Here is a 20,340-nt window from a genome sequence, read left to right on the forward strand (position 1 = left end):
CCTCACGCCCCGCGACGACGGCGGCCGGTTCCCCGCAGGTTCCGGCCGCCGTCGCCGCCCCTCCCCCCATCCCTTCAGCAAACCAGACCCTCAGGAAGGCCATCGTGCGCTCCCGTTCCCTCCCCACCCTCCTGCTCGCCGCCGCACTGGCGGTTCCGCTCGCCGCGTGCAGCGCACCGGCGTCGTCGGACCCATCAGAGGCGCCCACGGCCACCGCCGAAGACTCCGCCCAGGCCGTGGTGCGGTCGCTCGGCGCGGTGCCCGTCCCGTCGGCCCCGAGCGCGGAACCCACCGCGAGCGCGAACGCGAGTCACGGCGCCGTGCTCGCCATCGGCGCACCGGTCGCCGCCGCCTTGCCGGACGGGTCCTCGGTGATCCTGACAGCCCTCGGCCCCGACACCGCGCCGGTCCCCGTCCCCACGTCCCATCCGACGGCGGCCCCGGACATCCCGATCGAGGGCACCATCACCGTGCGGGTGAAGGCGACGTCGGGGTCGGTGACCATCGGCTCGGGAGACCTGGACTGCCGCGATCAGCGGGGCCGCACCGTCACGCTGACACCCGTGGGCGCGTCCACGGTGACGGTCGCCGCCGGTTCGCAGGCGGACCTGGTGGTGCGCGGGATCTTCCACGACGGCGCCGCCCAGGTGACGCTGCGGCACACGGGTCACGCCCTGGCACTGTGGACGTTCAACATCGAGAACGACTGATCTTGTGACCCGCATCACTCCGTGAAATAGTAAGAGCCAACTATTTCCGCGAGGAGGCGGTCCGCGTCGGCGCACCCGCCGTCCTGCCCGTCACGAAGGTGAGCGATATAACCGAGAGCCCCAGCACGGACAGCACGGGCACGGACGCCCAGCAGCGAGAAGCGATCGCCCAGGCGGTCGACCGGCTCAGCCTCGAGGAGAAGGTGCGGCTCCTGACCGGCGAGACCGCGTTCACCCTGCCCGGGAACGACGCGATCGGCCTCGCGCCCCTCGCCTTCTCCGACGGACCCACCGGCGTGCGCGGCCTGAAGTTCATGGGCGGCGACGCCGTCGCGCTCTTCCCCAACGCCACCCTCATCGCATCCTCCTGGGACGACGCGGTCGCCGAGGAAGTGGGCGGGATGCTCTCCGAGGAGGCCCACCGCCAGAATATCCACGTCGTCCTCGGGCCCACCATCAATCTGCACCGCACCCCCTTGGGCGGCCGGCTCTTCGAGGCCTACTCGGAGGATCCGTACCTGACCGGCCGGGCGGCGAGCGCTTACGTCCGCGGTCTGCAGGACGGCGCCCCCGACGCCGGCGGCACCGGACGGCGGGGCGGCGGCACGGGGGCCTGCCTCAAGCACCTCGTGGCCAACGAATCCGAGATCCTGCGCAATTTCATGAACTCGCGGGTCTCCGAAACGGCCCTGCGCGAGGTGTACCTCCTGCCATTCGAGATGGCCGTGCAGGACGCGCATCCGTGGGCCATGATGGCCGCCTACAACGACATCAACGGCGTCACCGCCACCGAACAGGACCACGTCCAGAACGGGATCGTGAAGGACGAGTGGGGCTGGGACGGCCTCATCATGAGCGACTGGTTCGCCACCAAGCGCACCGTGGAGTCGGCCAACGGCGGCCTGGACCTGGTCATGCCGGGTCCAGTCGGGCCGTGGGGCGAGCGGCTCGTGGCCGCCGTCCGGCGCGGTGACGTGGCCGAGAGCACCGTGGACGACCACCTCGCCCGCCTGCTCCTCCTGGCCCGGCGCACCGGCGCTTTCGGCACGGACGGGGCGTCACCCTTCGCATCCGGGATGCCCGCCCCGGACTCCCCTGAGCGACGAGAGCAGCTGCGCCGCATCGCCACGCGCGGCATGACCCTGCTGAAGAACGACGACGGCGCCCTCCCCCTGGCCGGCGACGGCCCGGTCGCGCTCGTGGGCCGCTCCGCCGTGGCCACCGTGTGCATGGGCGGCGGTTCGGCGCAGGTCACGCCGCCGTACCAGGTCACCATCGCCGAGGGCCTGAGCGCCCGGCTCGGGGACCGCCTGACCGTGGTGGACGGGGTGGCCATCCGCCGCCGTCCGGTCGCCGCCTCCGCGGAGTTCCTCAGCGACCCGGTCTCGGGCGAACCCGGGATCCGTGTCACCCAGCTCGCCGACGGCGGCCGCGAGATCTCCAGCGCGCACTCCCCCGTGGCCTCCCTCAGCACCGGCTTCGACGATCCCGGCCAGGAGACTCCCGCGGCCGTCCGCCTCGACGCCGTGCTCGGCAGCGGCGGGACCGTCCGAGTGGGCGGCATCGGTGCAGGTCACTGGCGGATCGTGGTCACAGGCCCCGACGGCGCGGTGCTCGCCGAGCTCGACCGCGACGTCACCACCGAGGGCTTCGACCCGGGCGAAGGCATCCTGCGCCCACCCGCCTTCTCCGAGGTCATCGAGCTTCCCGAGGGCAGCCGGATCAGCGCCACCCAGACCTTCCGGCCGGTGGACTGGCGTGCCGTGCTCGCCGCGCAGCCGCACGTCCGCGTCGCCGAGGAGAGCCACCTGTTCGCGGCGTCCGGGGTGGGACTGGCCACCCTGGTCGCCGAGCCGATCCCCGTCAGCGACGACGACGCCCTCGCCGCCGCTGAAGACGCCGCGCGCCGGGCGGGGACCGCCGTCGTCGTGGTCGGGCTGACGGAGGAGGACGAGACCGAGGCCGCGGACAAGCACACCCTCGCGCTTCCCGGGCGGCAGGATGAGCTGGTACGCCGGGTCGCCGCGGCGGCCGAGCGGACCGTGGTGGTCGTCAACGCCGCCACCCCAGTGCTCATGCCGTGGCTGGACGCGGTGGATGCGGTGCTGATCGTGGGCCTGCCGGGCCAGGAGGGCGGCCATGCCGTGGCCGATGTCCTCACCGGCGCGGCCGAGCCCACGGGTCGCCTCGTCACGAGTTTCCCCTCCGCCGACGGTGCGGCCCCGGCCTGGAGCACTCAGCCGGACGAGAGACTGACTCTCGACTACAGCGACGGCACCGCGATCGGCTACCGCGGCTATCACGCCGGCGACGCGCCCGAGCCCCTGTTCTGGTTCGGCGCCGGCCTGAGCTTCGGCGCGTGGGAGTACGCGGACGCCGCTCTCACGGACGACGACGGCATGCCCGCGGTGTCCCTGACGCTGCGGAACGTCTCGGCACGGGCCAGCCGTGAGGTGGTGCAGCTCTACTACGCCCCCGCGGAAGCCGGGCAGCCCGTCCGTCTGGCCGGGTACACGAACGTCGAGGTCCCGGCGGGAGTCTCGGTCCCTGTGGTTGTCCGCGCCGATCCGCGCCTGTTACGCCGCTGGGACGAGGCGGAGGGCGTGTGGCGGGACCTCACGGGCGGCGAATTCCTCCTGGCACGCGGTCTCGGTGATGTGCGGGCGAGGGTGTCGTGGGGATGACCCCCGCGGACACGGCGGACACGGCGGACGCCGGCCCCGGCGTTGCTGACGGCGCGGACGGGACCTCCAACGGAACCGCCCGCCGCGCCAGCGGCCGGCCCAAGGGCGCCGACAGTGCCGCCCGCAGGGAGGAGATCCTGGCCACCGCGGCGCGGGTCTTCTCCGAGGAGGGATACCGGGGCACGTCCATGAGTTCCCTGGCGCGGTCCTGCGGCCTGAGCCTGACGGGACTGCTGCACCACTTCCCCACCAAGGACGCGCTCCTGGCGGCGGTCATGGAGTGGCGCGACGCCCGGGACCTGGCGATGCTGGGCGGCCGGGACCGGGAGGAGCCGCGGGGCTGGGCCGCGGTGGAGCGGCTGGTGGACCTGGCCCGGCACAACACCCGGCAGCCCGGCATGGTCCGGCTCTTCACCACCCTGGCCGGAGAGGCGACGGCCCACGACCATCCCGCCAGCTCCTGGCTTCTGGAACACCACCGACTGGCGGAGGCGAAGATCCTCCGGTCCTTCCGGGAAGCGGCCGAGGACGGACGGCTCCTGCCCGGCGCCCCCGTGGAATCGCTGGCGCGGTGCCTCGTGGCGGCCATGGACGGGCTGCAGCTCCAATGGCTGTCCGATCCGGAGTACGACGGTCCGGCCATGGCCGACGACTTCGCCGCCCTGGTCCGGACCATCCGGGAGTGCTGGGGCCGCTAGGCCGCCGCGCGACCCGGCTGCCTAGCGGCACGGCCCCACCAACCCCGGCTCAGGAGTCGAAGCCCAGCCCCACGGCGTCGAGGGCCTTGAGGATGAAGTTGCGCTTGCCCTCATTGTGGTCGGCGCGGTCCATCGACCAGCGGGTCAGGTTGATCCCCACCGAGGCGAACGGTTCCGGAGGGAACGGCAGGGGCCGCTTGCGGACCATCTCCACGCGGGTGCGCTCCGTGTCCGCGCCGCTCAGCAGGTCCAGCAGGACGTCGGCGGCGAAGGCCGTGGCGCCCACGCCCAGGCCGGTGAACCCGGCGGCGTAGGCCACCCGGTCCTTCCGCGCCGTGCCGAAGAACGCGCAGAACTGCGTGCTGGAGTCGATGGGTCCGGCCCACTTGTGCGTGAACTTCAGGCCCTCCAGCTGGGGGAACGTGGTGAAGAAGTGCGAGGCCAGCCGTTCCCACGTCTCCGGCTGGTACTCGTGACCCTCGTCGACGCGACGGCCCCAGAAGTACAGGGCGTCGTAGCCGCCGAAGAGGATCCGGTTGTCCTGGGTGATCCGGTAGTAGTGGAACTGGTTGGCCATGTCCCCGATGCCCTGCCGGTTCGTCCAGCCGATGGCCTCGAGCTGCTCCTGGCTCAGGGGCTCCGTCATGAGGGCGTAGTCGTAGACCGGCACCGTCATGAGCGCGTTGCGCTTCAGCAGCGACGGGAACACGTTGGTCCCCAGCACCACCTGGTCCGCGCGCACGGTGCCGCGGTCCGTCACGACGTCCACGCCGCCGTCGACGTCCACCAGTTCCCGCACGCGGGTGCGCTCGTGGATGACCACGCCGAGCTCGGTGGCCACCCGGGCCAGCTCGGTCGCGAGCTTGTAGGGGTGCACCATGGCGACGGAGTCCTTGAGCCAGACCGAGCCGAGGAACGTGGGCGAATTGACCTCGGCCTGCGTGGCCTCCCGGTCCAGGACGTGGCCGCCGCTCTCCTCGGCCAGCCACTCCAGCTGATGGGGCTCGACGGCGACGTTCAGTTCACCGGTCCGCTCCCAATCGCAGTCCATGCCGTAGCGCTCGATCGCCTCCTGCATGCGCTCGAGGTTCTCCAGACCCAGCCGTTCGAGGGTCTCGATCTCCTGCGGCCAGCGGCTCTTGCCATTCTCGTAGCCATGGGTCAGGCTGGCCTCGCAGAAGCCGCCATTGCGCCCGGACGCCGCCCAGGCGATCCGCTCGCCCTCGAGCAGGATGACGCTGCGCTCCGGTTCACGTTCCTTGGCCCGCAGCGCGGTCCACAGGCCCGTGTAGCCGCCGCCCACGATCACCAGCTCGGCGCTCGCGTCGCCTTCCAGCTGCGGGTATCGGGTCACGTCCGGACCCAGGTCGTCGATCCAGAACGGCCGGTGAACGGCCCCTTCCAGAGAACGCGCGACGACGGCGGGCTGGGGGACGTTCCGTTCGAAAACGGTGGTATGCACGGGAGTTTCTCCTGTTTGAGGGTGCGGTGAAGGACAGTGTGGGGGCGTGATGGGCGGCGGCCTCAGAGGGCCGCCGGTTCCGCATCCCAGAGGGGCCGGGGCCGGGAGCCGAGGAGGTTCCGGGTGTAATCGTCCGCGGGAGCCGCGAGCACCTCGGACGTGGGGCCCTGCTCCACGATCCGGCCCTGGTGCATCACGAGGACCTGCGAGCAGATCCGGGACACCACGGCGAGGTCATGGGTGACGAAGAGGATCGTGAGGCCAAGCTGGTCCCGGAGCTCCTCGACGAGCGCGAGCACCTGGGCCTGCACGGAGACGTCCAGGGCGCTCGTGGCCTCGTCGAGGACCAGGAGGCGGGGCTGCGCCGCGAGGGCCTTGGCCAGGGCGACTCTCTGGCGCTGACCTCCGGAGAGCGCCCGCGGCTTGGATCCGAACCGCTCCGGGCCGATGCCCACCCGTTCCAGCAGCTCGCGGGCGCTGTCCGCGGCGGCTTTGCGGGACTGCTTGCGGTGCAGCCGGAACACGTCCGCCACGGCGTGGCCGACGGGGATCCTCGGGTCCAGGGACAGGTACGGATCCTGGAAGACGATCTGCACATCCTTGGCCAGGAGCTTGCGTTCGGACGCCTTCAAGGGGCGGCCCGGGCGTTCGTTCCCGTCCAGGTGGATCTCGCCGTCGCTCGGGGTCTCCAGCGCGACCACCAGGCGGGCCAGCGTCGACTTGCCCGAGCCGGACTCGCCCACGACGCCGAGCGAACCGCCACGCGGCAGGGTGAACGCGGCGTCGTCGAGGGCGGTGATGACCTCGCCGTGGGCGAGCTCGTACCGCTTGCTCAGGCCGGAGACCTCCAGGAGTGGCGCCTCCGCGGAGGGGGCTGGCGGGGCGGGGATCCGGTCCAGGTCGATCGTGGGGGTGGCCCCCACGAGTTCCCGGGTGTATTCCTGCTGCGGGCTCACGAACACGTCCCGGGTCCGGCCATGCTCCACCACCTTGCCGCGGCGGAGCACGTAGACGCGCTCGCACAGGCTCGCGGCGAGGTTGAGGTCGTGGGTGATGAAGAGCATGCCCATGCCGCGGGCCTGCTGCTCATCCCGCAGCAGCCGGACGATCCCGGCCTGCGTGGTGACGTCGAGCGCCGTGGTGGGCTCGTCGCAGAGCAGCAGCTCCGGGGAGTCCAGGAGCGCGGCCGCGATCATGACGCGCTGCAGCATGCCGCCCGAGAGCTGGTGCGGATGCTGGTTCACCAGGTCCTTGGCCCGGCGCAGGCCGACCTGCTCCAACTGGGTCACGGCCCGTTCGGTGGCCTCGGCGCGGGAGAGACCGCGCCAGCGGACCAGGGTCTCCGTCAGGAAGTCGCCCACGGTGCGCACCGGGTTGATGCCCGCGCGGGGGTCCTGGAAGATCATGGACGCCCGCTGCCGGCGCAGGTCCAGGAGCTGCTGACGGCCCGCGGTGAGGGTGTCGAGGCCCCGGACGGTCACCAGCCCGGAGTGCTGGGCGCGTTCCGGGAGGAGCCCCAGGGCGGCCCGCGTGGTCAGCGACTTCCCCGAACCGGACTCGCCCACGAGCGCCACGGCCTCGCCGTCGTCGACGTGGAGGGAGATCTTGTCCAGCAGCGGTTCACGGCCCGCGAAACCGAGGGTGAAATCCTGTACTTCCAGCAAGTGACTCATGAGAGCTTGCCTCCGATCCGATCCGAGATCTCCTCGCCGATGACATTCACGGCGACCACGACGACGACCACCACGAGCGCCGGCCAGAACGCCGGCAGGATGTAGCCGCCCAGCAGAGCCCCACGGGACTCCTCGATCATGGCGCCCCAGTCGCTCGTGGGCGGCTGGACGCCGAGGCCGATGAAGGACAGCGCCGCGAGGTCCGCCAGGACGTAGCCGAAGTTCAGCGCCGACTGGGCTCCCACGGTGGGGATCAGGTTCGGCAGCACCCGGCCCAGGACCACCCACGGCGTCCGGAAGCCGAGCACCCGGTACGCCTGGACGTACGGGCGGGCCCGTTCCGAGGCCACGAGGCCCTGGGTCAGGCGGGCCACATAGGGGACGTAGGCGATGGTCATGGCGATGATGGGCGCCACGAGACCCTTGCCGAACAGGGCCACGGCGAGCATCGACACCAGCAGCGCCGGGAAGGCGAAGAGGATGTCGAACACGCGGCCCAGGATCTTGCCGAGCCAGCCGTCGGACCAGCCCGCGGCGAGGCCCAGCAGCAGGCCGAGGACCGTGGAGCCGAGCACCACGAGCGTGGGGCCGAGCAGCGAGGTCCGGCCGCCGAACATGAGGCGGCTGAGCAGGTCACGGCCCAGGGCGTCGGTGCCCAGGAGGTGCTGGGCGCTGGGCCCGGCGAGCACGTTGTCCAGGTCGACGTAGTCCGGGTCGTACGGCGCGAGCGTCGGGGCCAGGACGGACACCACGACCACCACGGCCGTGACGATCACGGCGATCCAGGCCGTGAGGGACAGGGCGGAGGTGTAGCGCCGGAACCCCGTCTGCGGGAGCGTCATTGAGAGGGTCATCGGGTCTCCGATCCGGCGGCGATACGAGGGTCGATGAGGGGCTGGACCAGGTCCACCACGGTGTTGACCACGACGAACGCCGTGACCACCACCATGACGATGGCCTGCACCACGCCGAAGTCCAGCCGGTCGATGGACTGGACCAGGAGCTGGCCGATCCCGGTGAGGCCGAAGGTCTGCTCGATGATGGCGCTGGAGACCAGGAGGCCGGCGATCAGGACGCCGCTCACCGTGAGGATGGGGCCCAGGGCGTTCCGCAGCACGTGGCGCAGCACCACCGTGGGACGCGTCAGACCGCGGCTCGTGGCCACCTCGACGTGTTCCCGGATGAGCTGCTCATTCATGGAGGAGCGCGTCACACGGGCCACGAACGCGATGTACGTGACGCCGAGGGCCAGGGCCGGCAGGGTGAGATGCCAGATCCGGTCCCAGAATCCGTCACCACTGCCGAAGGAGGGGAACCAGCCGAGGTTGACCGAGAACACCGCCACCAGGCCGATGGCCGCCACGAAGGGCGGGACCGCGCCGGCCGCGGTGAGGGAGATCAGGATGAACTTGTCGCCGAAGCCCTTGTTGAGGCTCGCGATGATGCCGGCCAGCAGGCCCAGGATCGTGATGAACACGGCGGCCAGCGCCACGAGCTGCAAGGTCGTGGGGAGCCGGTTGAGCAGCACGTCGGAAACGTCCTGCCGGTAGGTCAGCGACCGGCCCCAGTCGCCGTGCAGGATGCCGCCGAGCCAGTTCACGTACTGCTCCCACGGTGGCTTGTCGAGGCCGTACTGGCGGGTGATCTCCGCGAGCGCCTCCGGCTTGGGACTGCGGCCGCGCAGCAGGAAGCGAGCCGGGTCGCCGGGGACCAGGAAGCGGGAGAAGAACACCGCGAGCGAGGCCACGAACAAGGTCAGCAGCAGGGTGCCGATCTTCACGAGCACGAATCGCAGGCGGGCGCCGCCCTTGCGCTTGCGGGCCTTGCCGGAAGCACCCGGCACGCCGGGCCCGTCCGTCCCGCCGGACGAGCCGGAGCCGCCGGAGCCCGGCGAATCGGGCGAGGGTTTCACGTCAACAGCAGACATGGTCAACGGCCTCCGATCTTGGCAGCCCACGGGAAGTACATGTAGTTGATGGACGGGTCAGCCCCGGTGATGCGCTTGCCCAGCCACATGGACGTGACCGTCTCGTACAACGGGCCCCAGACCACCTCGTCGCTGGCGATCTTCGCCGCCTGCCCGGTGAACTTCGCACGCTGGTCCGGATCCTTGGTCCCGATCGCCTGGTTGACGAGCTTGTCGTACTGCTTGTTGACCCAGCCGCCGTAGTTGCTGAAGTCCCCTTCCCGCAGCACGCTGTACATCTCGAGCGGTTCGGTGCTGGAGAGGTACCAGGAGGTCAGCACGAGGTCCGTGCCCTTGCGGGCCTCCGGGTCGGAGAACAGGGTCGTGTATTTGTCGCTGGACATCGTCCGGATCTCCGGGTTGAGCCCGATCTCCTTCGCCGCGGACGCGATCGCCCGGGTCTCGATGTCGAAGGCCGCGCTCAGCGAAGCCGTGGAGAAGACCACCTTCTTGCCGGTGGCGCCAGCCTCCTTGACGAGCTTCTTCGCCTCGGCCAGGTCGTACTTCAGCGGCTCCAGCTGACCGAACGCCTTGTCCACGGTCGCCGGCTTCGCCGCATTCCACACATTGCGCGTGGTGAGGGCGTCGGTCGGCCGGGCGTAGCCCTGCTCGGCCGCCTTGATGAGGGAGGGCCGGTTGATGGCCATCATGAGGGCCTTGCGGACCCTCACGTCCTTGAAGGTGCCGGCCAGGTCCGTGAAGACGAGGCTCTGGACCGTGCTGTCCGCACCGAAGTAGAGGTTCCCCGCGTCCGTGTTGGCCTTGAGGATGTCCATGGCGTTGGACGGGATCATGAAGGCCCCGTCGATCTCGCCGGTCTGGAGGGCGTTGATGCGCGAGTTGGCATCCGTCAGCATCTTGAACGTCACCTGCTTGGACTTCGCCTTGAGGGACGGGTCCCAGTAGTCGTCGAAGCGCTTGAGGGTGATGCTCTCCCCAGCCTCCCAGCTGACGAAGGAGAAGGGACCGGTGCAGTTCACACCCTTGGTGGAGTTGCCGTAGTCCTTGCCGTCCTTGGCGAGGGTCTTGGCGGACTCGACGACGCCGGGCGACCCGACCAACGCCGCGTTCAGGGTGTAGTCCGGCTTGGCCATGGTGATGGTCACCTGGTCGGCCGCCGTCTTGTCGATGCTCTCCACGTTCTGGAACGCCGACGCCCAGAAGGACCCGACCTTCTCATCAAGGTGCCGGCGGAGGGACGCCACCACATCGTCGGCCGTCATGATGGTCCCGTCGTGGAACTTCACGCCCTGCCGGATGGTGTAGACCCAGTGCAGCGGGTCCGGGTTGTCCACCTTGGTGGCCAGGCCGGGGGACACCGTGAGGTCCTTGTTCCAGCGGAAGAGCGACTCGCAGACGTTCGACAGCACGGTGTTGTCCGGGTAGTCGAAGGCGTAGGCGTAGTCCAGGGAGAACGGCTCGGCGTACATGGCCCAGGAAAAGCCGTCGATCTCCTTGGTCGGCGCCGGGGACCCCTGGCTCAGGGTGAACTTCGCTTCGCCGGGCGCGGTCCCGCCACTAGGCCGGGCCGCACAGCCGCTCAGGACGAGGCCGCCGACCACCGCGAGGGTGATGGCCGCCTTGCCGCGGGCCGTCGTCGTCGGGCGTTCAGCAGACGACGGCGCGCCGAACCGCTCCCGCAGCCGCCGGAGCGCGCTCACGCGGCGTCCCTGTGGCGCGGCGCCGCGCAGGGTCTTCCTCATGCTTCCTCCTCCTGGGCGGTCCTGCGGTAGACGCGGGTTCCGTCGATCCAGGTCTCCTCGACCCGGACGGTGTGGATCTGCTCCGGCGGGAGCTGGAAGACGTCGCGGTCCAGGACCACGAAGTCCGCCAGCCGTCCTTCCTCCAGCGTGCCCGTCAGGTGGTCAAGATGGTTGATCCACGCCGTGCCCTGCGTGTACGCGTTCAGGATCTGCTGAAGGCTCAGCTTCTGGTGGTCGGGGCCGAGGGGCTCGCCGGACTCGCCCGGGGCGGTCCTGTTGACGGCCACGTGCATGGCGGCGAGGGGGTCCGCGGTGGAGACGGGCCAGTCGCTGCCCGCCGCGAGCCGCGTCCCGTGGGCTGCGAGTTCGCCGAAGGGGTAGTGGCGCTCCTCGGCGTCGGGCTCCAGGAACGGCAGCGTGAGCTCGTCCATCTGCTCCTCGTGGCAGGCCCAAAGTGCCTGCATGTTCGCGGCGGCTCCGAGTTCCGCGAAGCGCGGGGTGTCCTCGGCCCGGACCAGCTGCAGATGGGCGAGATGGTGGCGGCCGTCGGTGACGCCGTTCGCGGCGCGGGCCTGTTCCAGCGCGTCGAGGGCGTCGGTGACGGCACGGTCACCCAGCGCGTGGAAGTGGAGCTGCATGCCTGCGGCGTCCAGGGCGGTGACGAAGCCCTTCATCTCCTCCGGATCGAAGAATTCGATGCCCCGGTTGTCCGTGTGGTGCCCGTGATGGTCACGGTACGGCTCGTGCATGGCGGCGGTGAAGTTCTCGGCGACGCCGTCCACCATGATCTTCACCGTGCTCGCGGTGAGGCGTTCCGGGGCGACCGCCTGGGCCACCTCTTCGCGCCGGGCCAGGATGGGTTCCAGCTGGGCGTCGCCGGCGGTGCGGTCCCACCACTGGCAGATGCGGACGCGGACCTTGAGGTCCCCGGCCTGCGCGGCCTTCAGGTAGACGTGGAGGAGGTCCACGCTGCCGTCCTCCGGGATGGCCACCCAGGCGTCCTGCCAGGCGGTGATGCCCTGGGAGAGCAGGAGTTCCTGGGCCTTGAGGAGCCCGGCGTCGGCGAGTTCCTCCGAGGTGCCCGGGCGGACGGAGGCGAAGAGGTCCATGGCGCCCTCGTGCACCGTCCCGGCGGGGGTGCCGTCCGCTTCCCGCTCGAAACGTCCGCTCTCCGGGTCCGGGGTGGTGGCGTCGATGCCCGCGAGCTCCAGGGCTTTGGTGTTGACCCAGGCGCCGTGGTGGTCGCGGTTCTGGAGGAAGACGGGGCGGTCCGGGACCACGGCGTCGAGGAGCTGGCGGGTGGGAGTGCCGCCCGGGAAGTGCTCCATGGACCAGCCGGCGCCGAGGATCCACGGCTCGTCCGGGTGCTCCTCGGCGTAGCGCCGGACGGTGTCCACGGCGTCGTCGGCGCTCTCAACCTCCGTGAGGTCGCATTGCAGCAGCTCCACCCCGGCGAAGACCGGATGCATGTGGGAGTCCTGGAAGCCGGGCACGATCAGCTTGCCCGCGACGTCGAGCCGCTCGGTGGCGCCGTCGGCCAGCGGCGTCAGCTCCTCGGCGGCGCCCACCGCCAGGATCTTTCCGTCGCCGATCGCCAGGTCCGCACGGCGGGGGACGTCGTCCCGGCCGGTGTAGACCCATCCGTTCTCCAGGATGGTCTGCGCAATTGCCATGAGCTCCTCGAATCTGTGTGCGGGCTGGATTGGACCTGACACTATGATGCGGGTCACAGTTAAGTCAACAGCGTTGACATCATTAATGACATCGGGCCTGACTCCCTTGACGTGCCGGCCTCGGCATCGTGTACCGTGGGGTTCCAGAAACCGAGGCATGGAAGCGGGGTGGATAGATGGCGCAGGCCGCGCAGCCCAGTGATCGCCGCGCACGGCTTGACCCGGAAACCATCATCGACGCAGTCCTGAAAATCGCCGGACAGGAACCTGGCGAGCGCTTGACGTTCCGCCGCCTGGGCGAGGAACTCGGGGTGGACGCCACCGCGGTGTACCGGCATTTCCGCAATCGCGACGCCATCATCCGCGCGGCTCTGGACCGGCTCTTCGCCCTCTCCGTGGAACGCACGCTGGCCGCGGGCCGGCAGCACGGCTGGAGGGCCCGGCTCGAGGCTTATCTGGACGAACTGCTCAGGGTCTTCATGCAATACCCCTCCCTGGGCAGCGAGTCCTTCGCCACGGACACCTACGGTCCCGGCGAGCTGAAAGCCATCGAGTTCGTGCTGCAGTGCCTCACGGACGCGAAGCTCCCCGAGGAGCGCGTGGTGCACTACTACGCGGCCCTCGAAAGCTACACGCTGGCCCTCGGCGCCGGGATCGCCCTGGAGATCCAGCGGCTTCCCGATTCCCAGGGACACGACCCGTGGCTCAACCCGCGGGTGTTCTCCCACCTGTCCGGGCACCCGCTGCTCGAAAAGCATCACCGAGCCCTGCAAGGGCTCGACTCCCTCAGCACGTTCCAGGCCGGCCTCGCCGCCATCCTGGACAGCGCTGAGCGCGAAAGCGACCTCTCTGCCATGTGAGTGCTCAGCCGTGGCGGGTTCGGAGGCGATCTACCACGGCTGAGCACTCACTGTCAGAGAAGGGCGCACCATGCACCAGTTCATCAACGGCAAGGCCGTCACCGGCGCCTCCGGAGCCACCCAGGATGTGATCAACCCGGCCACGGGTGAGGTCACCGCCACCGTCACCCTCGCCGGTCTGCGCGACCTGGAGGCCGCCATCGCCGCCGCTCGCGCCGCGTTCCCGGCGTGGTCCCGCACCACCCCCGGCGAGCGCTCCGCGATCCTCCAGCGCTTCGCCCGCATCCTGGAGGCCCGCGCCGAGGAGTTCGCCCAGGCGGAGAGCTCCCAGACCGGCAAGCCGCTGCGCCTGTGCCGCGAGTTCGACGTCCCGGGCACCATCGACAACGTCGACTTCTTCGCCGGCGCCGCCCGGAACCTCGAAGGCAAGGCCATGGCGGAGTACTCGGCCGACCACACCTCGGCCATCCGCCGGGAGGCGATCGGCGTCATCGGGTCCATCGCGCCCTGGAACTACCCGCTCCAGATGGCCGCGTGGAAGATCCTGCCCGCCATCGCCGCGGGCAACACGATCATCCTCAAGCCGGCGGAGATCACGCCCCTGACGTCCGTGATGTTCGCCGAGGCGCTGACCGAGGCGGGCCTGCCGGACGGCGTCGTGAACGTGCTGGTGGGCAGCGGCAGCACCATCGGCGCGGCGCTCATGCGCCATCCCCATGTGGACATGGTCTCCTTCACCGGTTCCACGGCCGTGGGCCGCACGGTGCTCGAGGCCGCCGCGGTGAACGCCAAGCGTGTGCACCTGGAGCTGGGCGGCAAGGCGCCCTTCGTCGTGTTCGACGACGCCGACATCGACGCCGCGGTGCACGGCGCCGTCGCGGGTTCCCTGATCAATTCGGGCCAGGACTGCACGGCGGCCACCCGCGCGCTGGTGCACCGCAGCGTCTACCAGGAGTTCGTGGACAAGCTCGCCGCGCGGTTCGACGGCATCGTCCTGGGCACCCCGGAGAACGACGGCGCGGACATCGGCTCGCTGTCCTCCTTCCGCCACCGGGACCACGTGGCCGGCATGGTCGAGCGGGCGCGCGGCTACGCCCGGGTGGCAGCCGGCGGGTACATCCCCACCGAGGACGGACTGGGCGACGGCGCGTTCTACCGCCCCACCCTGATCGTGGACGCCGCGCCGGATTCGGAGATCGTCAAGAACGAGGTGTTCGGCCCGGTCCTGGTGGTCCTGCCCTTCGATGACGACGACGAGGCCATCGCCCTCGCCAACGACACCGTCTACGGGCTGGCCGCCTCCGCCTGGACCTCGAACATCCAGCGCGCCCTCCGCGCGACCCGTGAGATCAAGGCCGGCTGCGTGTGGGTCAACGACCACATCCCGATCATCTCCGAGATGCCGCACGGCGGCTTCAAGCAGTCCGGCTTCGGCAAGGACATGTCCGCCTACTCCTTCGAGGAGTACACCCAGGTCAAGCACGTGATGTTCGAACTGGGCGGCGTCGTGGAGAAGGACTGGCACCGCACCATCTTCGCGCTGCGCTGACAGACGGGACGCTGACCGAGACGGGGCGACGGGCGCCCCAGGGCCCGCACCGCCCGGTTCAGCGCCGCCGGAAAAGCCGTCCCTCGCCGTGGATTCCCACGGTGAGGGGCGGCTTCCGGCATCTAGCGGGTCACCCCTCCGCCGCCTGGACTTCCTCGCGAGCGGCCGCGATGGCGTCGGTCAGCTTGACGATCATTTCCTCGAACAGGGCGACCTGCTCCTCCGAGTACTCCCCGAGCACCGGCATCATGTGCTCGACCATGGGGTCGAACATCTCCCGGCCCGTCGCGCGGGCGCTCGGGGTGGAACTGAGCACCAGCTGGCGACGGTCCACCGGGCTCGGGTGCCGCTGCAAGTGTCCCGACGACTCGAGCCGGTCCAGGACCGACGTCATGGCCGCCGAACTGAGGATCAGGAGCCGCCGGAGGTCGCGGGGCGTGACAGTCGCGCCCGTCCGGTCAGCCTCCACGACGGCGTTGATCGCATGGATGTCATTGCGGGCCAGGCCGTGATGACGCCGGACGACTTCGGAGTAGCGTTCCGCTTCGGTGGTGAACTTCTGCAGGAGGAACAGCACTTCGAACCCGGGGGCGGCGGCGAGGCGCTCACGTTCCGGGGATGACTCCACGCCGAAGGCGCTTTCTTCCGCATGCATGCGATACATCTTAGGATCTCCCCGCCGCCTGAGCTTGTTGCGCCCCGGATTCGGACATCATCTTGAGGCGATCCAGGGCGTCCTTCCGGGAATCCGCGAGGTCCACGCAAGGCTGGGGGTAGTCCGGCGTGCTGAGTTCCGGGATCCACTCTGCGAGGTACCGGCCGTCCGGGTCGTGGGTCTTCGCCTGGGTCTGCGGATTGAAGATGCGGAAGAAGGGAGCGGCGTCCGCGCCACTCCCGGCGGCCCACTGCCAGTTGAAGGGGTTCGCGGCGGCGTCCGCATCCACCAGGGTGTCCCAGAACCACTGCTCCCCCAGCCGCCAGTGGATCCCGAGGTTCTTCACGAGGAAGCTCGCGCTGACCATCCGCACCCGGTTGTGCATCCACCCGGTGTTCCACAGCTGGCGCTGGCCCGCGTCCACGAGCGGGATGCCCGTGGCCCCCCGCTGCCAGGCGTGCAACAGAGCGGTCATGTCCGCATCCCCGGATCCGCCGTCGGGCTCATCCTCGCCCGGGAGCCACCACGGATGGCGGTCGAACTCCGGGCGGAGGTTCACCGTCGCCAGCCGTGGATGGTGATAGAGCTGATGCCACGCGAACTCCCGCCACCCCAGTTCAGAGGCGAACGTCGCGGAGCTCTCGGGCGCCTCCCGGCGCAGTGGCGCCAGCCCGGCCCACACTTGGAAAGGGCTCACGTGCCCCCAGCGCAGATAGGGCGAGAGCCGACTGGAGCCATCGACGCCGGGCCGCTCCCGGGCCTCGCGATAGCCACTCAGCCTCTCATCCAGGAAGTCCGCGAGCGCCTCCTGCCCGGCATGCTCGCCGGGAGTCCAGGCCTCGGACAGCGGTCCCGACCAGTCCGGATGGCTGGGCAAAAGCTCCAGGTCCCCCAGCTGCAGCCCGTCCGGCACGGCGAGGTTCCGGGCATCCTGCGGTTCCGGCACGGCCAGTGGCGGCCGGAAATCCTGGGCGCTCAGCGTCTTCCAGAACGGGGTGAACACGCGGTACGGATTGCCCTGCTGCGTGGTGATCCGCCAGGGCTCGTGCAGCAGCGTCGCCTGGAAGCTCTTGCCCGTGCGGCCTGCCGCCGCCAGGAGGGCCTTGACCGCCTGGTCGGCCCGCCGCTCGGGAGCGCCGTAGCGACGGCTCCAGAACACGGCGCCGGCACCCGCGCGCGATGCCACGTCCGGCACCACCGAAGCAGCCGGCCCACGGCGGATCACCAGCGGCACGTTGAGCTCGGCGAGCCGCTCCCGCAGCTCGGCGAGCGCGTGGTGCAGCCACCAGCGCGCGGCGCCCCCGAGAGGCCGCACCCCGGGCGATTGCTCGTCCAGCACATACAGCGCGATCGCCGGCCCGGCGTCGAGGGCGGCCCGCAGGGCGGGATGGTCCGCCGTGCGCAGGTCGTCACGGAACCAGACGATGGAGACTTCCGGCCTCCCGGTCATGGCATCACCTCTTGAATCGCTCGATCATCTACAAATATGATCGTCTAGTAAACGAGGCGTGTCCAGACAGGGTGTGTCCAGACAGGGTGTGTCCAGACAGGAGGAGTCCGATGTCCACTGAAGACCACGGGGACCGCAGGCGCCGGACGATCGCCGTCGCGGGCGCGACCGGATATCTGGGCGGACGGCTCGTCCCCCGGCTCGTCGAAGCGGGGCACCGGGTCCGAGTGCTGGCCCGCACCCCGGAAAAGCTCCGCGACGTCCCCTGGCGGCACGACGTCGAGGTCGTGCCCGGGAGCCTCGAGGACGCCGACGCGATGGACGCCCTCTGCCGCGGCGCCGACGTCCTCTACTACCTGGTGCACTCGATGGGCGGCGGATCCCATGAACGCTTCGCGGAACGGGAGCGTGTGGGCGCGCAGACCGTCGCCCAGGGCGCCCAGCGCGCCGGCGTCGGACGCATCGTCTATCTCAGCGGCCTCAACCCCGGAACCAAGCTGAGCCGCCATCTGCAGTCCCGGCGCGACGTCGGGCGCATCCTCCTCGCGTCCGGCGTCCCGACCGCGGTGCTGCAGGCGGGCCTGGTGATCGGATCCGGATCGGCAAGTTTCGAGATGATCCGGCACCTGACGGACGTCCTGCCGGTCATGCCCGCGCCGCGCTGGGTCCTGAACCGGGTCCAGCCGATCGCCGTGCGGGACGCCCTCTACTACCTCGAGGAGGCCGCCGATCTGCCGCCCGAAGTGAACACGACCTTCGACATCGGCGGACCGAGCGTCCTCACGTATGCGGACATGATGAAGGACTACGCCCGAGCCGCCGGGCTGCGGCCGCCCGTCATCCTGCCCCTGCCGGTGCTCACCCCCTGGCTGGCAGCCCAGTGGGTCAATCTCGTGACACCCATCCCGCGGTCCCTCGCGGTGCCGCTCGTCGAATCGCTGCAGAACGACTGCGTCGTGCGCGAGCACTCCATCGACCAGCACATCTCTCCCCCGCCCGGCGGGCTGACCGATTACCGGCGGGCCGTCGAACTGGCGCTCGTCAAGATCGAACGCGGCGAAGTGGAGACCACCTGGGCCGGGTCGAGTGCGGTGCAGACGCCCTCCGACCCCCTGCCGAGCGACCCCGACTGGACCGGCGGCACGGTGTTCACGGACACGCGGGTCCAGAAGACGGACGCCTCGCCCGAGGAGCTGTGGGACGTCATCCAGGGGATCGGCGGCGAGAACGGCTGGTACTCGTTCCCGCTCGCCTGGTCGGTGCGCGGCTGGATCGACAAGCTGGCGGGCGGCGTCGGCCTGCGACGGGGCCGCCGTGATCCACGGCTGCTCCACCTCGGAGACGTCCTCGACTGGTGGCGCGTGGAGGCCCTCGATCCCGGGCATCTGCTCCGGCTCCGGGCCGAGATGAAAGTGCCCGGGCGGGCGTGGCTGGAGCTGTCGATCGAGCAGTCGGACGGGGGCACCGAGTACCACCAGCGCGCGATCTTCCTGCCTCACGGTTTGCCGGGCCGGCTGTACTGGCTGGCCGTCCTGCCATTCCACGGCGTGATCTTCAAGGGGATGGCGGTGCGCATCACGGAGGCCGCGGCCGCCCATCGGGCGAGTGGCGGCGGGGACCCGGACGGGCGGACCTCCGACCCGCGCGTCGTGGCCGGTCGGGGGACCCGCCGGTAGCCCGCACCGCGCGGTAGCCCGGCACATCGGCCGGCGTCGGGGCGGTGCTTGCTCACGCCGGGCGGGCGCGGCTGGCGAGCGCGGCCTGCTCCTGCCCCGTGTGCATCTGCGGTCATCTGGGTCCGGGTCGCCGGTGGTCCGCCTAGGCTGGCCTCATGCCCGACCTCACCCTGGGACTCTGCTCCGTCACCTTCCGGCACCTCGACGTCCCCGGTGTCCTCGCGGCCGCGACCGACGCCGGCCTGGCGGGGATCGAATGGGGCTCCGATGTGCACTGCCCGGACCCGGCCACTGCGCGCGAGGTCCGGCAACTCACCGACGCCGCGGGCCTGCGAGTCTTCTCCCTGGGCTCCTACTTTCGGGCCGACTCGCACGACGACGACTTCCGCCCCGTCCTCGACACGGCCCTGGCGCTGGGCGCACCCCGGGTCCGTGTCTGGGCCGGCACCCTCGGCACCGAAGCATCGGACCCGGCGCACCGGACGCGGGTGACCCGGGGTCTCCGGGACGCCGCCGATGCCGCGGCGGAGGCCGGCGTCGAGCTCGCCCTGGAGTATCACCGCAACACCCTCACCGACACCCTGGACAGCACGCTGAGGCTGCTGGACGACGTGGACCGGACGAACGTCGGTGTCTACTGGCAGCCGAATGTGGATCAGCCCGCCGAGGACGCGCTGCGCCATCTCGAGGCGCTGCTGCCCCGACTGGCCGGGGTGCACTGTTTCTCCTGGTGGCCCTTCGACTCTCGGCTCCCCCTGGAGGCCCGCGAGGACCTCTGGCTCGACGCCGCCGCCGTGCTGCGCGGCGCGCACAGGCCCGTGGAGGTGATGTTCGAATTCGTGCCGGATGACTCGCCTGAGGCCCTGACGCGCGACGCCGCCTGGCTGAGGCGGGCGATCGGTCAGGAGTGATGCCCGGCCGGGCGGCGTAGACTTGAGTCGCTATGCTGCGCACCATGTTCAAGTCCAAGATCCACCGTGCCACGGTGACCCACGCCGATCTCCACTACGTCGGATCGGTGACGGTGGACCTCGACCTGCTGGAAGCCTCGGACATCCTGCCGGGCGAACTCGTCTCGATCGTGGATGTCACGAACGGCGCCCGCCTCGAGACCTACACCATCGCGGGTGAGCGCGGGTCCGGCGTGATCGGCATCAACGGCGCGGCAGCCCATCTCGTCCACGTCGGCGACACGGTCATCCTCATGAGCTACGGACAGATGACCACCGAAGAGGCGAAGTCCTTCGTCCCCAGTGTGGTCCACGTCGATGGCGCCAACCGCATCATCCAGCTGGGATCGGATCCCGCCGAGGCGGTCACGGCCGGATCCGTCCGCCCGCCCCACGCGCTCTAGGCGTCCGGCGGTCCAGTCCTCGGGCCACGCGGTCCGCACGACTGCTGGCCTGCAGATTACTTTCCCCACGATTGCCGGCGCTCGGCTCTCCCTGCGTTTGCCCGCGCCCGGCTCTATACGTCCCTCCACTCCGGCATCGTCTGGGTTCCGGGGACTCCTGACGACGCCGAAGGCCCCGCCGCTCCAGGGTGAGGAGCGACGGGGCCTTCAGTGGCCGCAGCGACGGA

Annotated in this window: 16 protein-coding genes; 8 read left to right on the forward strand and 8 right to left on the reverse strand. The window is 70.4% G+C overall.

Translation table 11 applies throughout. From position 1 onward, the window contains the following. Positions 1 to 104: 104 nt before the first annotated feature. The 3 genes from AB6732_RS16340 to AB6732_RS16350 all read left to right on the forward strand — a co-directional run bounded on the left by AB6732_RS16340 (position 105) and on the right by AB6732_RS16350 (position 4,092). A complete protein-coding gene (locus tag AB6732_RS16340; protein WP_370960939.1) occupies positions 105 to 710 on the forward strand; it encodes a hypothetical protein in 606 nt (201 codons plus the stop codon). A 98-nt stretch (positions 711 to 808) separates the two neighbouring features. After that, positions 809 to 3,394 carry a beta-glucosidase gene (locus AB6732_RS16345; RefSeq protein WP_370960940.1) on the forward strand — a complete coding sequence of 862 codons (2,586 nt, stop codon included), beginning with the start codon at positions 809 to 811 and terminating at the stop codon, positions 3,392 to 3,394. Then, positions 3,391 to 4,092, forward strand: a complete 702-nt coding sequence (locus AB6732_RS16350) for a TetR/AcrR family transcriptional regulator (protein WP_370960941.1) — start codon at positions 3,391 to 3,393, stop codon at positions 4,090 to 4,092. The genes AB6732_RS16345 and AB6732_RS16350 overlap by 4 nt, the downstream gene beginning before the upstream one ends. Before the next feature lie 49 nt (positions 4,093 to 4,141). Here the strand turns inward: AB6732_RS16350 and AB6732_RS16355 are convergent, their stop codons facing one another. The 6 genes from AB6732_RS16355 to AB6732_RS16380 form a co-directional block, all read right to left on the reverse strand. Then, positions 4,142 to 5,554: an NAD(P)/FAD-dependent oxidoreductase gene (locus AB6732_RS16355; RefSeq protein ID WP_370960942.1), complete on the reverse strand. Its 1,413-nt coding sequence runs from the start codon at positions 5,552 to 5,554 to the stop codon at positions 4,142 to 4,144. A gap of 62 nt (positions 5,555 to 5,616) precedes the next feature. Next, positions 5,617 to 7,227 carry a dipeptide ABC transporter ATP-binding protein gene (locus AB6732_RS16360; RefSeq protein WP_370960943.1) on the reverse strand — a complete coding sequence of 537 codons (1,611 nt, stop codon included), beginning with the start codon at positions 7,225 to 7,227 and terminating at the stop codon, positions 5,617 to 5,619. Continuing rightward, a complete protein-coding gene (locus AB6732_RS16365; protein ID WP_370960944.1) occupies positions 7,224 to 8,081 on the reverse strand; it encodes an ABC transporter permease in 858 nt (285 codons plus the stop codon). Before AB6732_RS16365 ends, AB6732_RS16360 begins: the two co-directional genes overlap by 4 nt. Next, positions 8,078 to 9,022, reverse strand: a complete 945-nt coding sequence (locus AB6732_RS16370; protein WP_107004045.1) for an ABC transporter permease — start codon at positions 9,020 to 9,022, stop codon at positions 8,078 to 8,080. The genes AB6732_RS16365 and AB6732_RS16370 overlap by 4 nt, the downstream gene beginning before the upstream one ends. 134 nt (positions 9,023 to 9,156) lie before the next feature. Beyond that, positions 9,157 to 10,896, reverse strand: a complete 1,740-nt coding sequence (locus AB6732_RS16375) for an ABC transporter substrate-binding protein (protein WP_370960945.1) — start codon at positions 10,894 to 10,896, stop codon at positions 9,157 to 9,159. Beyond that, complete coding sequence (locus tag AB6732_RS16380; protein WP_370960946.1) at positions 10,893 to 12,569, reverse strand: amidohydrolase; 1,677 nt, start codon at positions 12,567 to 12,569, stop codon at positions 10,893 to 10,895. Before AB6732_RS16380 ends, AB6732_RS16375 begins: the two co-directional genes overlap by 4 nt. Before the next feature lie 176 nt (positions 12,570 to 12,745). Here AB6732_RS16380 and AB6732_RS16385 point away from each other — a divergent pair, with 176 nt between their 5' ends. Both AB6732_RS16385 and AB6732_RS16390 read left to right on the forward strand, forming a co-directional pair. After that, positions 12,746 to 13,429, forward strand: coding sequence for a TetR/AcrR family transcriptional regulator (locus tag AB6732_RS16385; RefSeq protein ID WP_370960947.1), 684 nt, complete (start codon positions 12,746 to 12,748; stop codon positions 13,427 to 13,429). 70 nt (positions 13,430 to 13,499) lie between these two features. After that, positions 13,500 to 14,978, forward strand: a complete 1,479-nt coding sequence (locus AB6732_RS16390; RefSeq protein ID WP_370960948.1) for a gamma-aminobutyraldehyde dehydrogenase — start codon at positions 13,500 to 13,502, stop codon at positions 14,976 to 14,978. Between the two features lie 130 nt (positions 14,979 to 15,108). On the opposite strand, the gene AB6732_RS16395 is transcribed toward AB6732_RS16390, so the two are convergent. Both AB6732_RS16395 and AB6732_RS16400 read right to left on the reverse strand, forming a co-directional pair. After that, complete coding sequence (locus AB6732_RS16395; RefSeq protein WP_370960949.1) at positions 15,109 to 15,633, reverse strand: MarR family winged helix-turn-helix transcriptional regulator; 525 nt, start codon at positions 15,631 to 15,633, stop codon at positions 15,109 to 15,111. A 10-nt stretch (positions 15,634 to 15,643) separates the two neighbouring features. Continuing rightward, positions 15,644 to 17,083 carry a deoxyribodipyrimidine photo-lyase gene (locus AB6732_RS16400; RefSeq protein ID WP_370960950.1) on the reverse strand — a complete coding sequence of 480 codons (1,440 nt, stop codon included), beginning with the start codon at positions 17,081 to 17,083 and terminating at the stop codon, positions 15,644 to 15,646. 110 nt (positions 17,084 to 17,193) lie between these two features. On the opposite strand from AB6732_RS16400, the gene AB6732_RS16405 reads away from it, so the two are divergent. The 3 genes from AB6732_RS16405 (at position 17,194) to panD (ending at position 20,113) form a co-directional block, all read left to right on the forward strand. Continuing rightward, a complete protein-coding gene (locus AB6732_RS16405; RefSeq protein WP_370960951.1) occupies positions 17,194 to 18,759 on the forward strand; it encodes an SDR family oxidoreductase in 1,566 nt (521 codons plus the stop codon). Between the two features lie 155 nt (positions 18,760 to 18,914). Further along, positions 18,915 to 19,670 carry a sugar phosphate isomerase/epimerase family protein gene (locus tag AB6732_RS16410; RefSeq protein WP_370960952.1) on the forward strand — a complete coding sequence of 252 codons (756 nt, stop codon included), beginning with the start codon at positions 18,915 to 18,917 and terminating at the stop codon, positions 19,668 to 19,670. Between the two features lie 32 nt (positions 19,671 to 19,702). Further along, positions 19,703 to 20,113 carry an aspartate 1-decarboxylase gene (panD, locus tag AB6732_RS16415; RefSeq protein ID WP_370960953.1) on the forward strand — a complete coding sequence of 137 codons (411 nt, stop codon included), beginning with the start codon at positions 19,703 to 19,705 and terminating at the stop codon, positions 20,111 to 20,113. Positions 20,114 to 20,340 lie beyond the last annotated feature (227 nt).

Source organism: Arthrobacter sp. RCC_34 (assembly GCF_041360795.1).
In the GTDB taxonomy this organism is placed as follows: domain Bacteria; phylum Actinomycetota; class Actinomycetes; order Actinomycetales; family Micrococcaceae; genus Arthrobacter_E.

What these genes read in the sequence shown, in the direction of transcription:
- AB6732_RS16350 (WP_370960941.1), top strand. Translation starts at nt 3,391, where the DNA reads ATGACCCCCGCGGACACGGCGGACACGGCGGACGCCGGCCCCGGCGTT.
- AB6732_RS16360 (WP_370960943.1), bottom strand. Translation starts at nt 7,227, where the DNA reads ATGAGTCACTTGCTGGAAGTACAGGATTTCACCCTCGGTTTCGCGGGC.
- AB6732_RS16365 (WP_370960944.1), bottom strand. Translation starts at nt 8,081, where the DNA reads ATGACCCTCTCAATGACGCTCCCGCAGACGGGGTTCCGGCGCTACACC.
- AB6732_RS16375 (WP_370960945.1), bottom strand. Translation starts at nt 10,896, where the DNA reads ATGAGGAAGACCCTGCGCGGCGCCGCGCCACAGGGACGCCGCGTGAGC.
- AB6732_RS16380 (WP_370960946.1), bottom strand. Translation starts at nt 12,569, where the DNA reads ATGGCAATTGCGCAGACCATCCTGGAGAACGGATGGGTCTACACCGGC.
- AB6732_RS16385 (WP_370960947.1), top strand. Translation starts at nt 12,746, where the DNA reads ATGGCGCAGGCCGCGCAGCCCAGTGATCGCCGCGCACGGCTTGACCCG.
- AB6732_RS16390 (WP_370960948.1), top strand. Translation starts at nt 13,500, where the DNA reads ATGCACCAGTTCATCAACGGCAAGGCCGTCACCGGCGCCTCCGGAGCC.
- AB6732_RS16395 (WP_370960949.1), bottom strand. Translation starts at nt 15,633, where the DNA reads ATGCATGCGGAAGAAAGCGCCTTCGGCGTGGAGTCATCCCCGGAACGT.
- AB6732_RS16400 (WP_370960950.1), bottom strand. Translation starts at nt 17,083, where the DNA reads ATGACCGGGAGGCCGGAAGTCTCCATCGTCTGGTTCCGTGACGACCTG.
- AB6732_RS16405 (WP_370960951.1), top strand. Translation starts at nt 17,194, where the DNA reads ATGTCCACTGAAGACCACGGGGACCGCAGGCGCCGGACGATCGCCGTC.
- AB6732_RS16410 (WP_370960952.1), top strand. Translation starts at nt 18,915, where the DNA reads ATGCCCGACCTCACCCTGGGACTCTGCTCCGTCACCTTCCGGCACCTC.
- panD (WP_370960953.1), top strand. Translation starts at nt 19,703, where the DNA reads ATGCTGCGCACCATGTTCAAGTCCAAGATCCACCGTGCCACGGTGACC.